Source organism: Bradyrhizobium sp. SZCCHNS1022 (genome assembly GCF_032484835.1).
Lineage (GTDB): Bacteria > Pseudomonadota > Alphaproteobacteria > Rhizobiales > Xanthobacteraceae > Bradyrhizobium.
Genome location: NZ_JAUETT010000001.1, coordinates 2,721,162 through 2,735,930, shown reverse-complemented (window position 1 = coordinate 2,735,930; position 14,769 = coordinate 2,721,162). Strand labels below are relative to the sequence as shown.

The 14,769-nt window shown below is 65.6% G+C and carries 13 protein-coding genes; 6 read left to right on the top strand and 7 right to left on the bottom strand.

The features are described from left to right. Positions 1–5 precede the first annotated feature (5 nt). Positions 6–2,333 carry a TonB-dependent receptor gene (locus QX071_RS12380; protein ID WP_315706841.1) on the top strand — a complete coding sequence of 776 codons (2,328 nt, stop codon included), beginning with the start codon at positions 6–8 and terminating at the stop codon, positions 2,331–2,333. Positions 2,334–2,474: 141 nt separating this feature from the next. Here QX071_RS12380 and QX071_RS12375 read toward each other — a convergent pair whose 3' ends face one another. Then, the gene (locus QX071_RS12375) at positions 2,475–2,987 is read right to left on the bottom strand and encodes an N-acetyltransferase (RefSeq protein WP_315706767.1); all 513 of its coding nucleotides are present in this window, start codon (positions 2,985–2,987) and stop codon (positions 2,475–2,477) included. Positions 2,988–3,387: 400 nt separating this feature from the next. On the opposite strand from QX071_RS12375, the gene QX071_RS12370 reads away from it, so the two are divergent. From QX071_RS12370 to QX071_RS12355, 4 genes are all read left to right on the top strand, one after another. Beyond that, complete coding sequence (locus tag QX071_RS12370; RefSeq protein ID WP_315706768.1) at positions 3,388–4,788, top strand: ethanolamine ammonia-lyase subunit EutB; 1,401 nt, start codon at positions 3,388–3,390, stop codon at positions 4,786–4,788. Beyond that, positions 4,785–5,597: an ethanolamine ammonia-lyase subunit EutC gene (eutC, locus tag QX071_RS12365; protein WP_315706769.1), complete on the top strand. Its 813-nt coding sequence runs from the start codon at positions 4,785–4,787 to the stop codon at positions 5,595–5,597. The genes QX071_RS12370 and eutC overlap by 4 nt, the downstream gene beginning before the upstream one ends. Next, on the top strand, positions 5,594–7,000 hold the full coding sequence (gene eat / locus QX071_RS12360) for an ethanolamine permease (protein ID WP_315706770.1): 1,407 nt from the start codon (positions 5,594–5,596) through the stop codon (positions 6,998–7,000). Before eutC ends, eat begins: the two co-directional genes overlap by 4 nt. A 161-nt stretch (positions 7,001–7,161) precedes the next feature. Then, on the top strand, positions 7,162–8,238 hold the full coding sequence (locus QX071_RS12355; RefSeq protein ID WP_315706771.1) for an AraC family transcriptional regulator: 1,077 nt from the start codon (positions 7,162–7,164) through the stop codon (positions 8,236–8,238). Between the two features lie 63 nt (positions 8,239–8,301). On the opposite strand, the gene QX071_RS12350 is transcribed toward QX071_RS12355, so the two are convergent. The 3 genes from QX071_RS12350 to QX071_RS12340 all read right to left on the bottom strand — a co-directional run bounded on the left by QX071_RS12350 (position 8,302) and on the right by QX071_RS12340 (position 11,091). Next, a complete protein-coding gene (locus tag QX071_RS12350) occupies positions 8,302–9,474 on the bottom strand; it encodes a M20 aminoacylase family protein (protein WP_315706772.1) in 1,173 nt (390 codons plus the stop codon). A 113-nt stretch (positions 9,475–9,587) separates the two neighbouring features. Further along, positions 9,588–10,520: a glycosyltransferase gene (locus QX071_RS12345; RefSeq protein WP_315706773.1), complete on the bottom strand. Its 933-nt coding sequence runs from the start codon at positions 10,518–10,520 to the stop codon at positions 9,588–9,590. A 76-nt stretch (positions 10,521–10,596) separates the two neighbouring features. Continuing rightward, a complete protein-coding gene (locus QX071_RS12340; RefSeq protein WP_315706774.1) occupies positions 10,597–11,091 on the bottom strand; it encodes an NUDIX domain-containing protein in 495 nt (164 codons plus the stop codon). Positions 11,092–11,219: 128 nt separating this feature from the next. Between QX071_RS12340 and QX071_RS12335 the strand changes: the two genes are divergently transcribed. Then, entirely contained in the window at positions 11,220–12,110 is an 891-nt protein-coding gene (locus QX071_RS12335) for a metallophosphoesterase (protein WP_315706775.1), read from the top strand. A 5-nt stretch (positions 12,111–12,115) separates the two neighbouring features. On the opposite strand, the gene QX071_RS12330 is transcribed toward QX071_RS12335, so the two are convergent. The 3 genes from QX071_RS12330 to QX071_RS12320 form a co-directional block, all read right to left on the bottom strand. Further along, the gene (locus QX071_RS12330) at positions 12,116–12,661 is read right to left on the bottom strand and encodes a hypothetical protein (RefSeq protein WP_315706776.1); all 546 of its coding nucleotides are present in this window, start codon (positions 12,659–12,661) and stop codon (positions 12,116–12,118) included. A 191-nt stretch (positions 12,662–12,852) separates the two neighbouring features. Beyond that, positions 12,853–13,065 (bottom strand): hypothetical protein, encoded by a 213-nt coding sequence (locus QX071_RS12325; protein WP_315706777.1) that lies wholly within the window; start codon positions 13,063–13,065, stop codon positions 12,853–12,855. A 28-nt stretch (positions 13,066–13,093) separates the two neighbouring features. Continuing rightward, on the bottom strand, positions 13,094–14,731 hold the full coding sequence (locus tag QX071_RS12320) for an isocitrate lyase (RefSeq protein WP_315706778.1): 1,638 nt from the start codon (positions 14,729–14,731) through the stop codon (positions 13,094–13,096). Between the last annotated feature and the right edge of the window lie 38 nt (positions 14,732–14,769).

Genomic DNA, 14,769 nt, shown 5'->3' with positions numbered 1-14,769 from the left:
GAATGATGTCGGGCTGCAGCATCGCAGCCATGGTGTGCGTGCTCGGCGCCCCCGCGCTGGCCGAGGACAGCAAACCAGCAGCCGAATTGCCCGCGGTCACGGTGACTGCGCCGAGCCCGATCCGGGCACGCAGGCCGGTCGTTCCGCATGCCAACCCGACGCATGTCGCACGCGGCACGCCGAGCCGGCAGTCCACGCCGGCGCAGCAGGCGCAGACCGCGTCACCAGCCGCCCCACAACAAGGCGTGCTGCCGATCGTCACCGATCAGTTCGCCACTGTCACCGTGGTGCCGAAGGACGAGATCCAGCGCTCCGGCGCTGCGACCCTCGGCGACCTCCTGTTCTCCAAGCCCGGCATCACCGGCTCGAGCTTCGCGCCCGGCGCGTCCAGCCGGCCGATCATTCGCGGCCTCGATGTCAACCGGGTCGGCATCGTCGAGAACGGGACCGGCGCCGGCGGCGCCTCCGATCTCGGCGAGGATCACTTCGTGCCGATCGATCCGCTATCGACCGATCAGGTCGAGGTGGTGCGCGGCCCGGCGGCGCTGCGCTACGGCTCGACCTCGATCGGCGGCGTCGTGAGCGCCACCAACAACCGGATTCCGCAGGCGCTGCCGGTCTGTCCCGCGGCGGCGTTCCAGACTTATGGCCTGCCGGCGAAAGCCCCTGCGATCGACGGCGCGCCATGCGTGACGGCGGAGACGCGCACCTCGTTCAACTCGGTCAATCGCGGCGCCGAAGGCGGCGTGCTGATCGATGCAGGCGGCGGCAATTACGCAATCCACGCCGATGCCTACGGCCGCAAGGCCGATGACTACGCCATTCCTGGCTATCCCTACCGCTTCAACCCGAACCTGCCTGTGAACGGTCGCCAGCCGAATTCGTCACTGCGCAACGACGGCGTGTCGCTCGGCGGCAGCTATTTCTTCGACGGCGGTTATGTCGGTGCCGCGCTGACGCAGACCGATGCGCTCTACCACATCCCCGGCATCGACGGTGCCGCGAACAACACCCGCATCGACGCCCATCAGACCAAGATCACGGCCAAGGGCGAATACCGGCCCGATGCGGCGGCGATCGACGCCGTCAGGTTCTGGCTCGGCGCCACCAACTATCGCCACAACGAGCTCGGGCTTGCCGATCCCGCCGTTCCGACCAGCGATGGCGTGCGGCAGACCTTCAGCAATCGCGAGGAGGAGGCGCGGGTCGAGCTGCAGCTCGCCCCGTTCAATGTGCGCTTCGCCAGCCTGACCACGGCGATCGGGGTGCAGGCCGGCCATCAGGAGCTGGATGCGCCGAGCCCGGACAATCCCGGCTCGACCTTCAACGGCCTGTTCGGTCCGAACACCAACAACCGCGGCGCTGCCTATGTGTTCAACGAGCTGACCTTCTCGCCGACGACCAAGGCGCAGATCGCCGGGCGCATCGAGCATGTCGAGCTGCAGGGATCGACGCCGGACTTCCCCGCAGGCTATCTGCCGGACGGCAATCCGCAGAGCAACATCGCCCGCAGCCGGTCGTTCACGCCGAAGAGCGCGAGCGTTGGCCTGCTGCAGGACCTGCCGGGCGATCTGGTGGCGAGCATCACCGCGCAATATGTCGAGCGCGCGCCGAAGCCGGCGGAATTGTTCTCCCGCGGCGGGCATGACGCCACCGCAACCTTCGATATCGGCAATCCCAACCTGACCATCGAGACCGCCAAGACGGTCGAGGTCGGCCTGCGCAAGGCAACCGGTCCGTTCCGGTTCGAGGTCACCGCCTACTACACGCAGTTCAACAATTTCATCTACCGCCGGCTGACCGGGGTGATGTGCAACGACGATTTCGCCTCCTGCGGCGCGCCCGATGCCACGCTCAACCAGGCGATCTATTCGCAGCGCAACGCCATCTTCCGGGGCGGCGAATTCCAGAGCCAGCTCGATATCGGGCCGCTTTATACCGGCATCTGGGGCATCGAGAACCAGTTCGACGTGGTGCGTGCCACGTTTTCCGACGGGACCAACGTGCCGCGGATTCCACCGCTACGCGTCGGCGGCGGCCTGTTCTGGCGCAACGACCATTGGCTGACGCGCATCAACCTGCTGCACGCTTTCGCGCAGAACGACATCGCCCCGATCGCAGAGACGCCGACGCCCGGCTACAATCTTCTGCGGGCCGAGGTGAGCTACAAGACCAAGCTCGACCCGAACATGTTCGGCGCACGCGAGATGCTGGTCGGCCTGGTCGGCGACAACCTGTTGAACGAGCAGATCCGCAACTCGGTGTCCTACACCAAGGACCAGGTGCTGATGCCCGGCCTCGGGGTCAAGGCGTTCGCGAACCTGAAGTTCTGATCACCAACTTGCGTGGATTGCGCGGCAAGCCTGCGCAATCCATTGGTCTTCGTCATTGCGAGGAAGCTTCGCTCGCAATGACGAGACACGCGGATTAAGCCGCCTTCAAACCGGCAAGTCTCGTCGCCTCTTGCGAGGCAGTCAGCGCGCGAAATCCCAGTCGGGACGGATCGCACCGGAGACGCCGTCGAACGCGCCGGCGACGAGTTCGTTCACCAGCAGGCGCTTGGGGTCGACCGGGCCGGGCATGACCGCCCGCCCCTTCTCGATCTGCTTGAAACCGAAGCGCGCGTAATACGGGGCATCGCCGACCAAGATCACCAGGCGGTGCCCTTTGGCTTTGGCATCCGCCAGCGCCCGCTCCATCAGGCGGCCGCCGATGCCGTGCTTGCGGAACGGCGGCTCGACCGTCAGCGGTCCAAGGAGCAGCGCCTTGGTATCGCCGATGCAGATCGGAAGCTGCCGCACCGAGCCGGCCAGCAAGGTGCCGATATGGGCGGTAAAGGACAGGTCGAGCAGATGGTCGACATGCTCGCGCAGCCGGTAGGCGCTGAGCACGAAACGGCCCGGCCCAAAGGTCCGCTCATGCAGCCGCTCGATCACCTGCGCGTCGGACGGCTTTTCGGGTGCAATCGTAATGGACAGATCACTCATGATTCGGACGCGGGATAGCACCTCGTTCAACGAATTTGAAGTCGTGCTCCCTCGATTCCGAAGTTTACGAGCAAGGTTGCCGGGCCGGGATGCGAAGATCGAATTGGAACGCCGGGAAAGGCGCCCATAGCCGTCAGCACGACGTCGGCTCGGAATCTGCTCCCTCCTCTGCGAAACACGAATTTCCCACCCAGACACCTGGAGCGCAGCCCACACGCGACATCCAACCGCGACCACCCGATGCTGAAATTATGGGCACAGAAGGAGCGTGGCATGAAATTGTGCTGAGATGTCAAGTTTTCGGGGTCGGTATCCTTTAGCCTGCACCAGGTCATGAGCGTTGCGGCCGTCATTGCGGCCGTCGGGACCGCTCAGACGCAGCACGAGCGGCAGGTCGAAGATGGCGGGTGCGTTCCGGTCGCGCCATGGTGGCGAAACCCATGTGTTCGACGATCTCAAGACGCTGCTGGGCTGCGCGTCACCGCGCCGCTCCGGCGATGAGCTCGCGGGTATTGCGGCCGACAGCGCAGCGCGGCGGGTGGCGGCGCGCATGGCGCTGGCCGACGTGCCGCTGCGACGCTTCCTGGACGAGCCGCTGGTGCCCTATGAGACCGACGAAGTCACGCGTCTCATCTTCGACAGCCATGATGCCGCCGCCTTCGCGCCCATCGCCTCGCTGACCGTCGGCGAGTTGCGCGAGTGGCTGATGTCGTGGGAAGCGGATGCCGACCGGCTTGCCGCGCTCGCCCCCGGCCTCACGCCGGAGATGGTGGCCGCCGTATCCAAACTGTGCGGCAACGGCGACCTCGTCGCCATCGCCGCCAAATGCCGGGTGGTGACGCGCTTCCGCTCCACCATCGGCCTGCCCGGACGGCTGTCGTCTCGCTTGCAGCCCAATGATCCTACCGACGATCCGCTCGCGATCGCAGCCGGCACGCTCGACGGGCTGTTGTTCGGCATGGGTGATGCCGTGATCGGCATCAACCCGGCGACGGACAACGTCGAGGCCTGCATGAGACTGCTCACCATGCTGGACGAGCTCAGGCTCAAATTCGAAGTGCCGACGCAATCCTGCGTGCTCAGTCACGTCACGACCTCGATCCGTGCGATCGAACAGGGCGCGCCGCTCGATCTCGTGTTCCAGTCCATCGCCGGCACCGAGGCCGCCAACGCCGGCTTCGGCGTGAACCTCGCTGTGCTGGCGGAAGCGCAGCAGGCGGCCTTGTCCCTCAAGCGCGGCACGATCGGCGACAACGTAATGTATTTCGAGACCGGCCAGGGCGCCGCCCTGTCGGCCGATGCCCATCACGGCATCGATCAGCAGACGGTCGAGGCGCGCGCCTACGCGGTGGCGCGCGCCTTCTCGCCGCTGCTGGTCAACACGGTCGTCGGCTTCATCGGGCCGGAATATCTCTACGACGCGAAGGAGATCACGCGCGCGGGCCTTGAGGATCATTTCTGCGCCAAACTGCTCGGCGTGCCCATGGGCTGCGACGTCTGCTACACCAATCACGCCGAGGCCGATCAGGACGACATGGACGATCTGGCGCTGCTGCTCGCGGCGGCGAACGTCAACTTCCTGATCGCGGTGCCCGGCGCCGACGACATCATGCTCAACTATCAGAGCCTGTCGCATCACGACGTGATGCGGCTGCGCCATCTGCTCGGCCGCCGCCCGGCGCCGGAGTTCGAAGCCTGGCTGGCACGGATGGGCCTGCTCGACGCCAGCGGCCGCCTGCCGCCGCTGTCCGGCAGCGCGCCGGCCGTGGCCCGGCTGATCGGCCATGGAGCGCGGGCATGAGGGACGACGCGCTCGACATGCTGCGCCGGATGACGCGCGCCCGTGTTGCGCTCGGCCGTTGCGGCGACGGGCTTCCGACCCAGGCGAAGCTGGAATTCCAGATGGCGCATGCACTCGCACGTGACGCCGTGTGGGGACGAGTGAATTTCGCGAGCATCGCGGCCACGCTCCAGCCGCGCGAGGTGATCCGGGTCGCGAGTGCGGCGGCCGACCGCGCGAGCTATCTGCGCCGCCCCGACCTCGGGCGCCGCCTCGCGGAGGGCGAGGCCGCGAAGCTGCCGTCCGGCCCGTTCGATCTCGTGTTCGTCATTGCCGACGGCCTGTCGGCCGATGCGATCGAAAGCCATGCGGCGGCGGCGGTGATCGCAACCGAAAAGCGGCTCGTTGGACTTGCGATCGGGCCCGTCGTGCTGGCCTCGCAAGCACGTGTTGCACTGGGCGACGAGGTCGGCGCCACGATGGGCGCGCGCCTGGTTGCCGTTCTGATCGGCGAGCGCCCGGGCCTATCGGCCGCCGATTCCCTCGGCATCTATCTCACATTCAATCCGACGCCGGGACTGCGCGACAGCGCGCGCAACTGCATCTCGAACATCCACGGCCATGGGCTCGCGCCCGACCGCGCCGCCGACAAGCTCGCTTGGCTCGCGCACGAGGCGCTGCGGCGCGGCTTAACCGGGATCGCGCTCAAGGAGGCGGCGCCGGACGCCGCGCTCGACACGGCCGCGCCGACCGGGCTGCCGGAGGCGGCGCCCCGCGACATTTCGCACGAGGTCACCGATCGCAAAAACGACAGGAGAGAGTGGACATGAGTGAAGAGACGCAACCGACGCTTTCGAAGAGCCTGACCGGACTCCATCTGTGGGGAATCGCGGTCGGGCTCGTGATCTCCGGCGAGTATTTCGGCTGGAGCTATGGCTGGGACAAGGCCGGCACGCTCGGCTTCCTCATCACCACGATCTTCATTGCGGTGATGTACACCACGTTCATCTTCTCCTTCACTGAACTCACCACCGCGATCCCGCATGCGGGCGGCCCCTTCGCCTATTCGTACCGCGCCTTCGGTCCGCTCGGCGGCTTCGTTGCCGGCTTTGCGACATTGATCGAGTTCGTGTTCGCGCCCCCCGCCATCGCGCTCGCGATCGGTGCCTATCTCAACGTCCAGTTTCCGGCGCTGTCCCCGAAGACGGCCGCACTCGGCGCCTATCTGGTCTTCATGGCGCTCAACATCGCCGGTGTGACGATCGCGGCCACCTTCGAGCTCTTCGTCACGATCCTGGCGATCATCGAACTTTTCGTATTCATGGGCGTGGTATCACCCGGCTTCTCCTTCGCCAATTTCGCCGCGAATGGCTGGGCCGGAGAAAACTCCTTCTCGCTGACGAGCGTCGGCGGCATCATCGCGGCGATCCCGTTCGCGATCTGGTTCTTCCTGGCCATCGAGGGCGCCGCCATGGCCGCGGAAGAGACCAAGAATCCGACCAGGACCATTCCGCTCGCCTACATTGCCGGCATCCTGACCCTGGTCGTGCTCGCCTTCGGCACCATGATCTTGGCGGGCGGCGTCGGCGACTGGTCGAAGCTCTCAAACATCAATGATCCGCTGCCGCAGGCGATGAAGATCGTGGTCGGCGAGAATTCGGGCTGGCTGCACATGCTGGTGTGGATCGGCCTGTTCGGCCTGATCGCCTCGTTCCACGGCATCATCATGGGCTATTCGCGGCAGATCTTCGCGCTGTCGCGGGCCGGCTTCCTGCCGGCGAAACTCGCCGCGCTGCATCCGACCTGCCGCACGCCGCATTGGGCCATCCTGGCCGGCGGCGTGGTCGGCATCGCCGCGATCTATTCCGATGAGTTGATCCAGTTCGCCGGTCAGACGCTGACCGCCAATATCGTGACCATGAGCGTGTTCGGTGCGCTCGTGATGTACATCATGAGCATGGCGGCGCTGTTCCGTCTGCGCGCCTCCGAACCGAACCTGGTGCGGCCGTTCAACGCGCCGCTCTATCCCGTGTTGCCCGCAATCGCGCTGGTGACGGCCACGCTCTCGCTGCTCACCATGATCTGGTTCAATCTGCAGGTGTTCGCGGTCTTCGTGGTGCTCTTTGCCGCCGGCCTGCTGCTCTATCGGCTGACCGCCGGCCAGCGCAGCACCGCGACCAGCGACAGTCTGCTCGACGTCGCACTGAACGAAGCCCGCGCCCTGGTCGATTGAACCGATCCGGAGGATGATCGGCCGCCAACTCCATTGCCTTTCCGTGTGATCGCACCTCGCGATCGAGCGGCCGGCTGGAGTTGGACGGCAGACAGGCATACGACTTGCATAACTCGTGACTGCAGGAGTTAGATGATACATCCTCAAGGCGAGGACCTTCCATGTCCAACGGCTTCGAGATCGAACAGCGCGGTCCAACGGATCGCAGCCGGAACATTCTGGCAGCAGCGGCAACCGGTGTTGCTGATTTCATCGTCCAAACGGGAGGCAGACCCGAGGCCGTATTCGAGCGTGTCGGCATCGATCCCACCTGCCTTGGGCGCAAGCACAGTGCACTCGACCTCGCCGATTACGTGGCCATGATGGAAGAGGCGGCGCGCGAGACCGGCAATGACAATTTCGGCCTTCGGTTCGGTCAGCGTTACCAGCCTCATATGCTTGGGCTGATCGGCGAGATCGCGCTCGCCGCACCGACTCTCGGCTCCGCGATCGAACACCTCGCGCTGTGGTTTCCATGGCACCAGCAGGCGACCGAGACCAGGCTCGCGCGCCGTGACGGTTTTCTCAGGCTCGAATATCGCATTCTCGATGGCTCGATCGTCGACCGCCGGCAGGATGCCGAACTCACCATGGGCATGTTCGCGAACGTCTTCCGGGCCTGTCTTCCGTCGGGCTGGGCACCGGAGATCGTATTGTTCGAACATGCACGGCCCACCGCGTGGCGCGACCATGAGGCGGCCTTCGACGCCGAAGTGGAGTGGTCGCAGGGCACCAACGCACTGGTGTTTCGAGACCGCGGCCTGGACCGGGCCATGCCGCATGCCGACTTGTCCCGCCTGCAGCGGCTGACGACCGACCTTGCTGATGTCGCCGGCTCGCGTGGCACGCCGGCGTTCCTGGATCTGGTCCGCGGCGAGATCCGGCGCCGGCTATCTGCCGGCACCATTCACCTCGAGCAGATCGCCGACGCGCTGTCCACGACGTCCTGGACGCTGCAGCGTCGCCTTGGCGATCTCGGCGCCACGTTCTCCGAACTCATCGAGGCGACGCGCCTCGATCTCGCCCGCCATTATCTGCGCCAGGCGCATCTGCCGCTCGGCGACGTCGCGTTCCTTCTCGGCTATTCGGAAGCGTCGGCCTTCTCCCGCGCATTCTCCCGCTGGACCGGCTGCAGCCCGCGCCAGTGGCGCCGGCTGTCCCGACCGGCGGCTACACCGCAGCTGATGTCCCGCACGTAGCACCGCAGCGAACGCCAGCCGCTGATCGCGGTTGCCAGCGATCAGCGCGTCCAGGCGCCGGCGTCAGCCCACCGGCATCGTCTTCTCGACCAACCGCACCCAATAGGAGGCGCCATGGCCGAGAATATTGTCGTTGAAGCGGTAGGCCGGGTGATGGCAATCCTTGCCGTCGCCCATGCCGAGGAAGACGAAGGCGCCGGGCCGCGCCTCCAGCATGAAGGCGAAATCCTCGCCGCCCATCAGCGGCATCGTCTTGTCGTCGACCCGGTCGGCCCCAACCACGTCGCGTGCGACTTCGGCCGCGATCTGGGCCTCGCGCGCATGGTTCATCGTCACCGGATAGAGCCTCGTGTATTTCGTCGTCGCCGAGCCGCCATAGGCGCGGGCGACGCTGTCGGCGACCTCGGCGATCCGGCGCTCGACGAGATCGCGAACCTCGGGATCGAGCGTGCGCACGGTGCCCTTCAGCTCGACCGTCTCGGGAATGACGTTCAGGGCCTTGCCGGCCTCGAAGACGCAGATCGAGATGACAGCCGATTTGATCGGGTCAACGTTGCGCGACACGATCGACTGCAATGCCGTGATGATGTGCGCGCCGATCAGCACGCTATCGACCGCTTTGTGAGGACCGGCGCCGGCATGACCGCCCTTGCCGTGCACGGTGATCTCCAAATCATCTGACGAGGCGAGCAGAGCGCCCGGCCGGAGTGCAAAATGCCCCTCAGGCAGGCCGGGCATGTTGTGCAAGCCGTAGACCTCCTGGATGCCCCAGCGGGTCATCAGGCCGTCATCCACCATAGCCTTGCCGCCGGCGCCGCCCTCCTCGGCCGGCTGGAAGATCACCACCGCGGTGCCGTCGAAGTTGCGCGTCTCGGCGAGATGTTTGGCGGCGCCGAGCAACATCGCGGTGTGGCCGTCATGGCCGCAGGCGTGCATCAAGCCGGGAGTCTTCGAGGCGTAGGGCACGCCCGAGGTCTCCTCGATCGGCAGCGCGTCCATGTCGGCGCGGAGGCCAATGGTCCGCCCGGACGTCGCCTTGCGGCCGCGGATGATGCCGACGACGCCAGTGCGCCCGATGCCGGTGACCACCTCGTCACAGCCGAATTCACGCAGGCGCTCGGCGACGATACCCGCCGTGCGATGCACCTCGTATTGCAACTCGGGATGCTCGTGGAAATCGTGGCGCCAGGCGGCCATGTCGTCGGCGAGTGCGGCGATGCTATTGAGAATGGGCATGTGGATCGGTGTTCTCGTTGTGGGGAGTGAGCGAAAGACCAGCCCGAACCATGACCGCAGAGGCGGCCGGACACAAGCTTCCGCCTCGCATTGGCAGCACCTCACACGAGAGGTCAGCCTACGACGGGCGATTGTGACAGATAGGCGAGCAGTTTCATCTCGCGCCGGCCGCGCGTGACCGTATCCAGCACCAGGCCCGACGAGGCCGACAGCAGCGCCATGATCATCAGGCCCATGGACAGCACGGCCGTCGGCAGCCGTGGAACGAGCCCGGTCTCGAGATAGGTGACGAACACAGGGATCGCGAAACCGATGGAGATCAGCGCGAAGAAGATCCCGATGACGCCGAAAAAGCGTAAAGGCTTCTCCGAGCGGTAGAGTTTGAGGATCGTGCCGAGGATCCGGAAGCCATCCCGCCAGGTGTTCAGCTTCGAGACGGAGCCTTCGGGGCGCGCGTAATAGGGCGTTGCGATTTCCGCGACCGGCAGCGCCAGCTCCAGCGCATGCACGCTGAGCTCGGTCTCGATCTCGAAGCCGTCGGACAGGACGGGGAAGGATTTGACGAACCGGCGCGAGAACACGCGATAGCCCGACAGGATATCCTTGAACGCCTGGCCGAACACCTCGGCCAGGAACCGCGTCAGCATCCAGTTGCCGGTACGGTGACCCATTCGGTAGGCCGCCTGCTCCTGGTCCACCCGCAAGCCGACCACCATGTCGAGATGTTCGCTGACGAGGCGCTCGATCATCCGCGGCGCACTCGGCGCATCGTAGGTGGCATCGCCGTCGACCAGCACGTAGATGTCAGCATCGACGTCGGCGAACATGCGGCGGACCACGTGGCCCTTGCCCTGCCGCCGCTCGCTGCGCACCTCGGCCCCCGCCTCGCGCGCGATGTCGATGGTACGGTCCTTCGAATTGTTGTCGTAGACGTAAACGGTCGCCGTGGGCAGCGCCTGCTTGAATCCCTTGACCACGGAGGCCACAGCCGCCGCCTCATTGTAGCAGGGCACCAGCACGGCGACCCGTAACGATGGTGGTATCATTGGCCCAACTCCCCTGGTGGGAGAGCCTGCAGCCATTTCGGTGCAAAAAGTCATAACGGCGGATTGGCCACCGCGTTTATCCCGGGCGCCAGGTCGGAATGATCTTAACGCCGTGTAGCACCTCGCGGATGCGCGACAGCGTGCCGAGCGTGGTACCCTCCGGCAGGCCGTCAATGGAAAAAAAGCCGGTCTCGACGATCTCGTGGTTGGGCTCGGGCAGCCGATCCTGGGTGAAATCCTTAACGATGAACACCGCGACATGGTCGCGCCGCGAAACGTGACTGTTGAGGAAGATGCCGTGCAGGACAGGCTCGCCGGCGAGGGCAATCCGTCCCTCCTCGAGCAGCTCCCGCTCCAGCGCCTCGGCAAAGGTCTCGCCGACTTCGACGCCGCCGCCCGGCAGATGCCAGCCGGAGACATAGCTGTGCCGGACCATGAAGACCCGATTGTCCGCGTCGAGCACGACCGCGCGGACACCGAGCGTCATGCCGCGGGCAAAGCGCCAATACAGGTGGAACACGTGCCGCAACCAGGGCTCGAGCCGAGTGCGCAAATTGTTTGGACTTGTCACCGCCGCATCCAGGGTTTGCCGGTTATCCTTGCACCGGCGCCGCAGGCTTGCCAATAGAGCCGTGACCTTCCGGACACCACCTCACGATCGCGGCGCCCCGGTGCCGATCGTCGACAGGCAGACCGATCATGGCGGCGTTCACGCTGGCGCATCTTTCCGACCCGCATCTTTCGCCGCTGCCGCGGCCGCGCTTGATCGAGCTCGCCGGCAAGCGCGCGCTCGGCTACATCAACTGGACACGCAACCGCTACAAATATCACCGCCGCGACGTGCTCGACGTGCTGGTCTCGGACCTGCACACGCAGACGCCGAACCAGATCGCGGTCACCGGCGACCTCGTCAATTTCGCCATGGAGGCGGAGTTTCCGCTGGCGCTGGCCTGGCTCAAAACAATCGGGCCGCCGGATCGCGTCACCGCGATCCCCGGCAATCATGACGCCTATGTGCGCCAGACCCGGCTGCACTTTGCCAAGAGCTTCGCCGACTATTTCTGCGGCGACGAGAATGCCGTCGGCCCGCCCAGCTTTCCTTCCCTGCGCCGGCGGGGGCCGCTGGCGCTGATCAGCCTGTCGTCCGCCGTGCCCACGGCGCCCTTCATGGCCACCGGGCGGATTGGACCCGAACAACTGGCCGCACTGGAGCGGCTACTGGAGACACTGTCGACCGAGCAGGTGTTCCGGGTGCTGCTGGTGCATCATCCGCTGCGCTCGACCAACCGCATGAAGTGGCTGACGGACGCCGCCGATCTGATCGCGCTGCTGAAGCGCCACGGCGTCGAGCTGATCCTGCACGGCCACGACCATGTCCATTCGACGGTCTGGATCGACGGGCCCGAGCGCCAGATCCCCGTCATCGGCGTGCCGTCGGCGTCGAGCATCGCGCATGGGCATTATCCGGCCGCGGCCTACAACCTCTTCGCCATCGCGCGCGAGGGCAATCACTGGCGCTGCGACATGACGGTGCGCGGGATCAACGACGCGCTGCGCGTGCGCGAGATCCGGCAGGTCCGGCTGTTCTGAAGCGATCAGATCAGCTGCAGCGAGGCGAGCAGCGCAAGACCGAACAGCGCCAGTCCGCCGAGCAGGAAGCCGAGCAGGAACAGCCAGACTCCGCGGCGCCGGCGCGGCGCCTCCGCGATCGGTGCAGGCTCGCGCGGCAGGCTGAAGGCGCGCTCGCGCTCGACCATGCGCCGGGCGACGTAGTCGGTCACCGCCCGAACGATCGCCGCCGCCTCATGCGATTCCGCGATCACGATGCGGCCGTTGCGGGTGTCCTGCACGAAGCGATACTGCCGCTTGTCGCGGCCCATCGTGACATGGGCGACCACGTCGATCCACAGCCGCGGCGTCTCGCCTTGGCTGATGCCGCGATCGAACAGATCGATGTCGCCCGGGACCTGTTCGAACAGCGGGTCGAGTGCCTCGTTCAGGATCTCCAGCCGCGCCACCTCCGCGTCGCGCAGGTCGACCACGACGCCGGTGCGGTCGGCGGCCTCGATCCGCGCCTGCCGCAGCGCCTCGCGCAGCCGCACGGGACGGGCTTCGTGACCACTATCGGGCACCTGGGACATGACTGGCTTCGCAGCTCCGGCTTTCAAAGGCTCTCTGCCCGGCAGCCTAGCAGCTACGCGAATTTGCGCAAACGCTTATTATTTCCAAGCACTTACATGTATCGAAATGGACGTGGGCGGCCCCGCCCGGCGTTCACCGGATGAGACCGCCCCGTCCTTGGGCTTAACTTGATGCAGATACCCGACGCCGATCAAGCGGCGGGGGCGCGCTGCGGTTCCTCGACGATCGAGAACCGCACGCCGGCCTTGTGGCGGTGCTCTTCCGACACCTCGCGCCAGCAGTCCTCGGCTTCCTTGCGCGTCTTGAAAGGGCCTTTGACCTGGGCCGACCCTTCCACGAGCTTGTGGAAGTTCATCGAGCCGAACTCGCCGCCAATCACCCAGAAATTGCTGCCTTTGGTCATTGTCAGTCTCCTGTAGCCGAACGGATTGCTAGCCGAACTGGTTCATCGTGTTGTGGGCGCCGCCCGCCTTCAGAGCGGCTTCGCCGGCGAAGTACTCCTTGTGGTCGTCGCCGATGTCGGAGCCGGCCATGTTCTGGTGCTTGACGCAGGCGATGCCCTGACGGATCTCCGCGCGCTGCACGTTCTTCACGTAGCCCAGCATGCCCTGCTCACCGAAATATTCGCGAGACAGATTGTCGGTCGACAGCGCGGCCGTGTGATAGGTCGGCAGCGTGATCAGGTGATGGAAGATGCCGGCGCGCTTGGCCGAATCCGCCTGGAAGGTGCGGATGCGCTCGTCGGCCTCGATCGCCAGCGGCGTGTTGTCGTACTCCGCCTTCATCAGCTCGGCACGGTTGTACTGGCTGACGTCCTTGCCGGCTTCCTTCATCGCGTCGTAGACCTGCCAACGGAAGTTGAGGGTCCAGTTGAAGGACGGCGAGTTGTTGTAGGCGAGCTTCGCGTTCGGCACGACCTCGCGAATGCGATCGACCATCTTGGCGATCTGCTCGATATGCGGCTTCTCGGTCTCGATCCACAAGAGGTCGGCGCCGTTCTGCAACGAGGTGATGCAGTCGAGCACGCAGCGGTCCTCACCGGTGCCGGGACGGAACTGGTAGAGGTTGGAGGCCAGCCGCTTCGGACGCATCATCTTGCCGTTCCGGTTGATGATGACGTCGCCGTTGCGGGCCGTCTCCGGCGTCACGTCCTCGCAATCCAGGAAGCTGTTGTACTGGTCGCCGAGGTCGCCGGGCTTGTGGCTGACCGCGATCTGCTGCGTGAGGCCGGCGCCGAGCGAGTCGGTGCGGGTCACGACGATGCCGTCTTCGACGCCGAGTTCGAGGAAGGCGTGACGGCAGGCGCGGATCTTGGCCAGGAACACCTCGTGCGGCACGGTGACCTTGCCGTCCTGGTGACCGCACTGCTTCTCGTCGGAGACCTGGTTCTCGATCTGCAGGGCGCAGGCGCCCGCCTCGATCATCTTCTTGGCGAGCAGGTAGGTCGCCTCGGCATTGCCGAAGCCGGCGTCGATGTCGGCGATGACGGGGACGACATGGGTCTGGAAATTGTCGATCTTCTCGATCAGCGCCGCTTCCTTCGCCTTGTCGCCGGCCTTGCGGGCCGCATCGAGGCTGCGGAAGATGTCGTTGAGTTCGCGCGAGTCGGCCTGACGCAGGAAGGTATAGAGCTCCTCGATCAGGGCCGGCACGGCGGTCTTCTCATGCATCGACTGATCGGGCAGCGGCCCGAATTCCGATCGAAGCGCGGCGATCATCCAGCCGGACAGATACATATAGCGCCGATCGGTCGTGCCGAAGTGCTTCTTGACCGAGATCAGCTTCTGCTGCGCGATGAAGCCATGCCAGCACCCGAGCGATTGGGTGTACTTGGTGGGATCTTTGTCATAGGCCGCCATGTCGGCGCGCATCAGCGCCGCGGTGTAGCGGGCGACGTCGAGACCGGTCTTGAAGCGGTTCTGCAGACGCATGCGCGCCACGGCCTCGGCGGTGACGCCGTTCCAGGTCGGCTGGGTCTTGAGCAGCGCCTCGGCGGCTGCGACCTCGCTCAGATAGGAGATCGGGCCCTGGACAGCTTGGTCATTGATGCCGCGCGGCTGGTAATTCATGTGCTTGATCCTCTTCGTTACGACCGTTTGCACTCTCG

Coding starts and splice junctions, on each gene's coding strand:
- QX071_RS12380 (WP_315706841.1), top strand. CDS start 6: ATGTCGGGCTGCAGCATCGCAGCCATGGTGTGCGTGCTCGGCGCCCCC.
- QX071_RS12375 (WP_315706767.1), bottom strand. CDS start 2,987: ATGAGTGATCTGTCCATTACGATTGCACCCGAAAAGCCGTCCGACGCG.
- QX071_RS12370 (WP_315706768.1), top strand. CDS start 3,388: ATGGCGGGTGCGTTCCGGTCGCGCCATGGTGGCGAAACCCATGTGTTC.
- eutC (WP_315706769.1), top strand. CDS start 4,785: ATGAGGGACGACGCGCTCGACATGCTGCGCCGGATGACGCGCGCCCGT.
- eat (WP_315706770.1), top strand. CDS start 5,594: ATGAGTGAAGAGACGCAACCGACGCTTTCGAAGAGCCTGACCGGACTC.
- QX071_RS12355 (WP_315706771.1), top strand. CDS start 7,162: ATGTCCAACGGCTTCGAGATCGAACAGCGCGGTCCAACGGATCGCAGC.
- QX071_RS12350 (WP_315706772.1), bottom strand. CDS start 9,474: ATGCCCATTCTCAATAGCATCGCCGCACTCGCCGACGACATGGCCGCC.
- QX071_RS12345 (WP_315706773.1), bottom strand. CDS start 10,520: ATGATACCACCATCGTTACGGGTCGCCGTGCTGGTGCCCTGCTACAAT.
- QX071_RS12335 (WP_315706775.1), top strand. CDS start 11,220: ATGGCGGCGTTCACGCTGGCGCATCTTTCCGACCCGCATCTTTCGCCG.
- QX071_RS12330 (WP_315706776.1), bottom strand. CDS start 12,661: ATGTCCCAGGTGCCCGATAGTGGTCACGAAGCCCGTCCCGTGCGGCTG.
- QX071_RS12325 (WP_315706777.1), bottom strand. CDS start 13,065: ATGACCAAAGGCAGCAATTTCTGGGTGATTGGCGGCGAGTTCGGCTCG.
- QX071_RS12320 (WP_315706778.1), bottom strand. CDS start 14,731: ATGAATTACCAGCCGCGCGGCATCAATGACCAAGCTGTCCAGGGCCCG.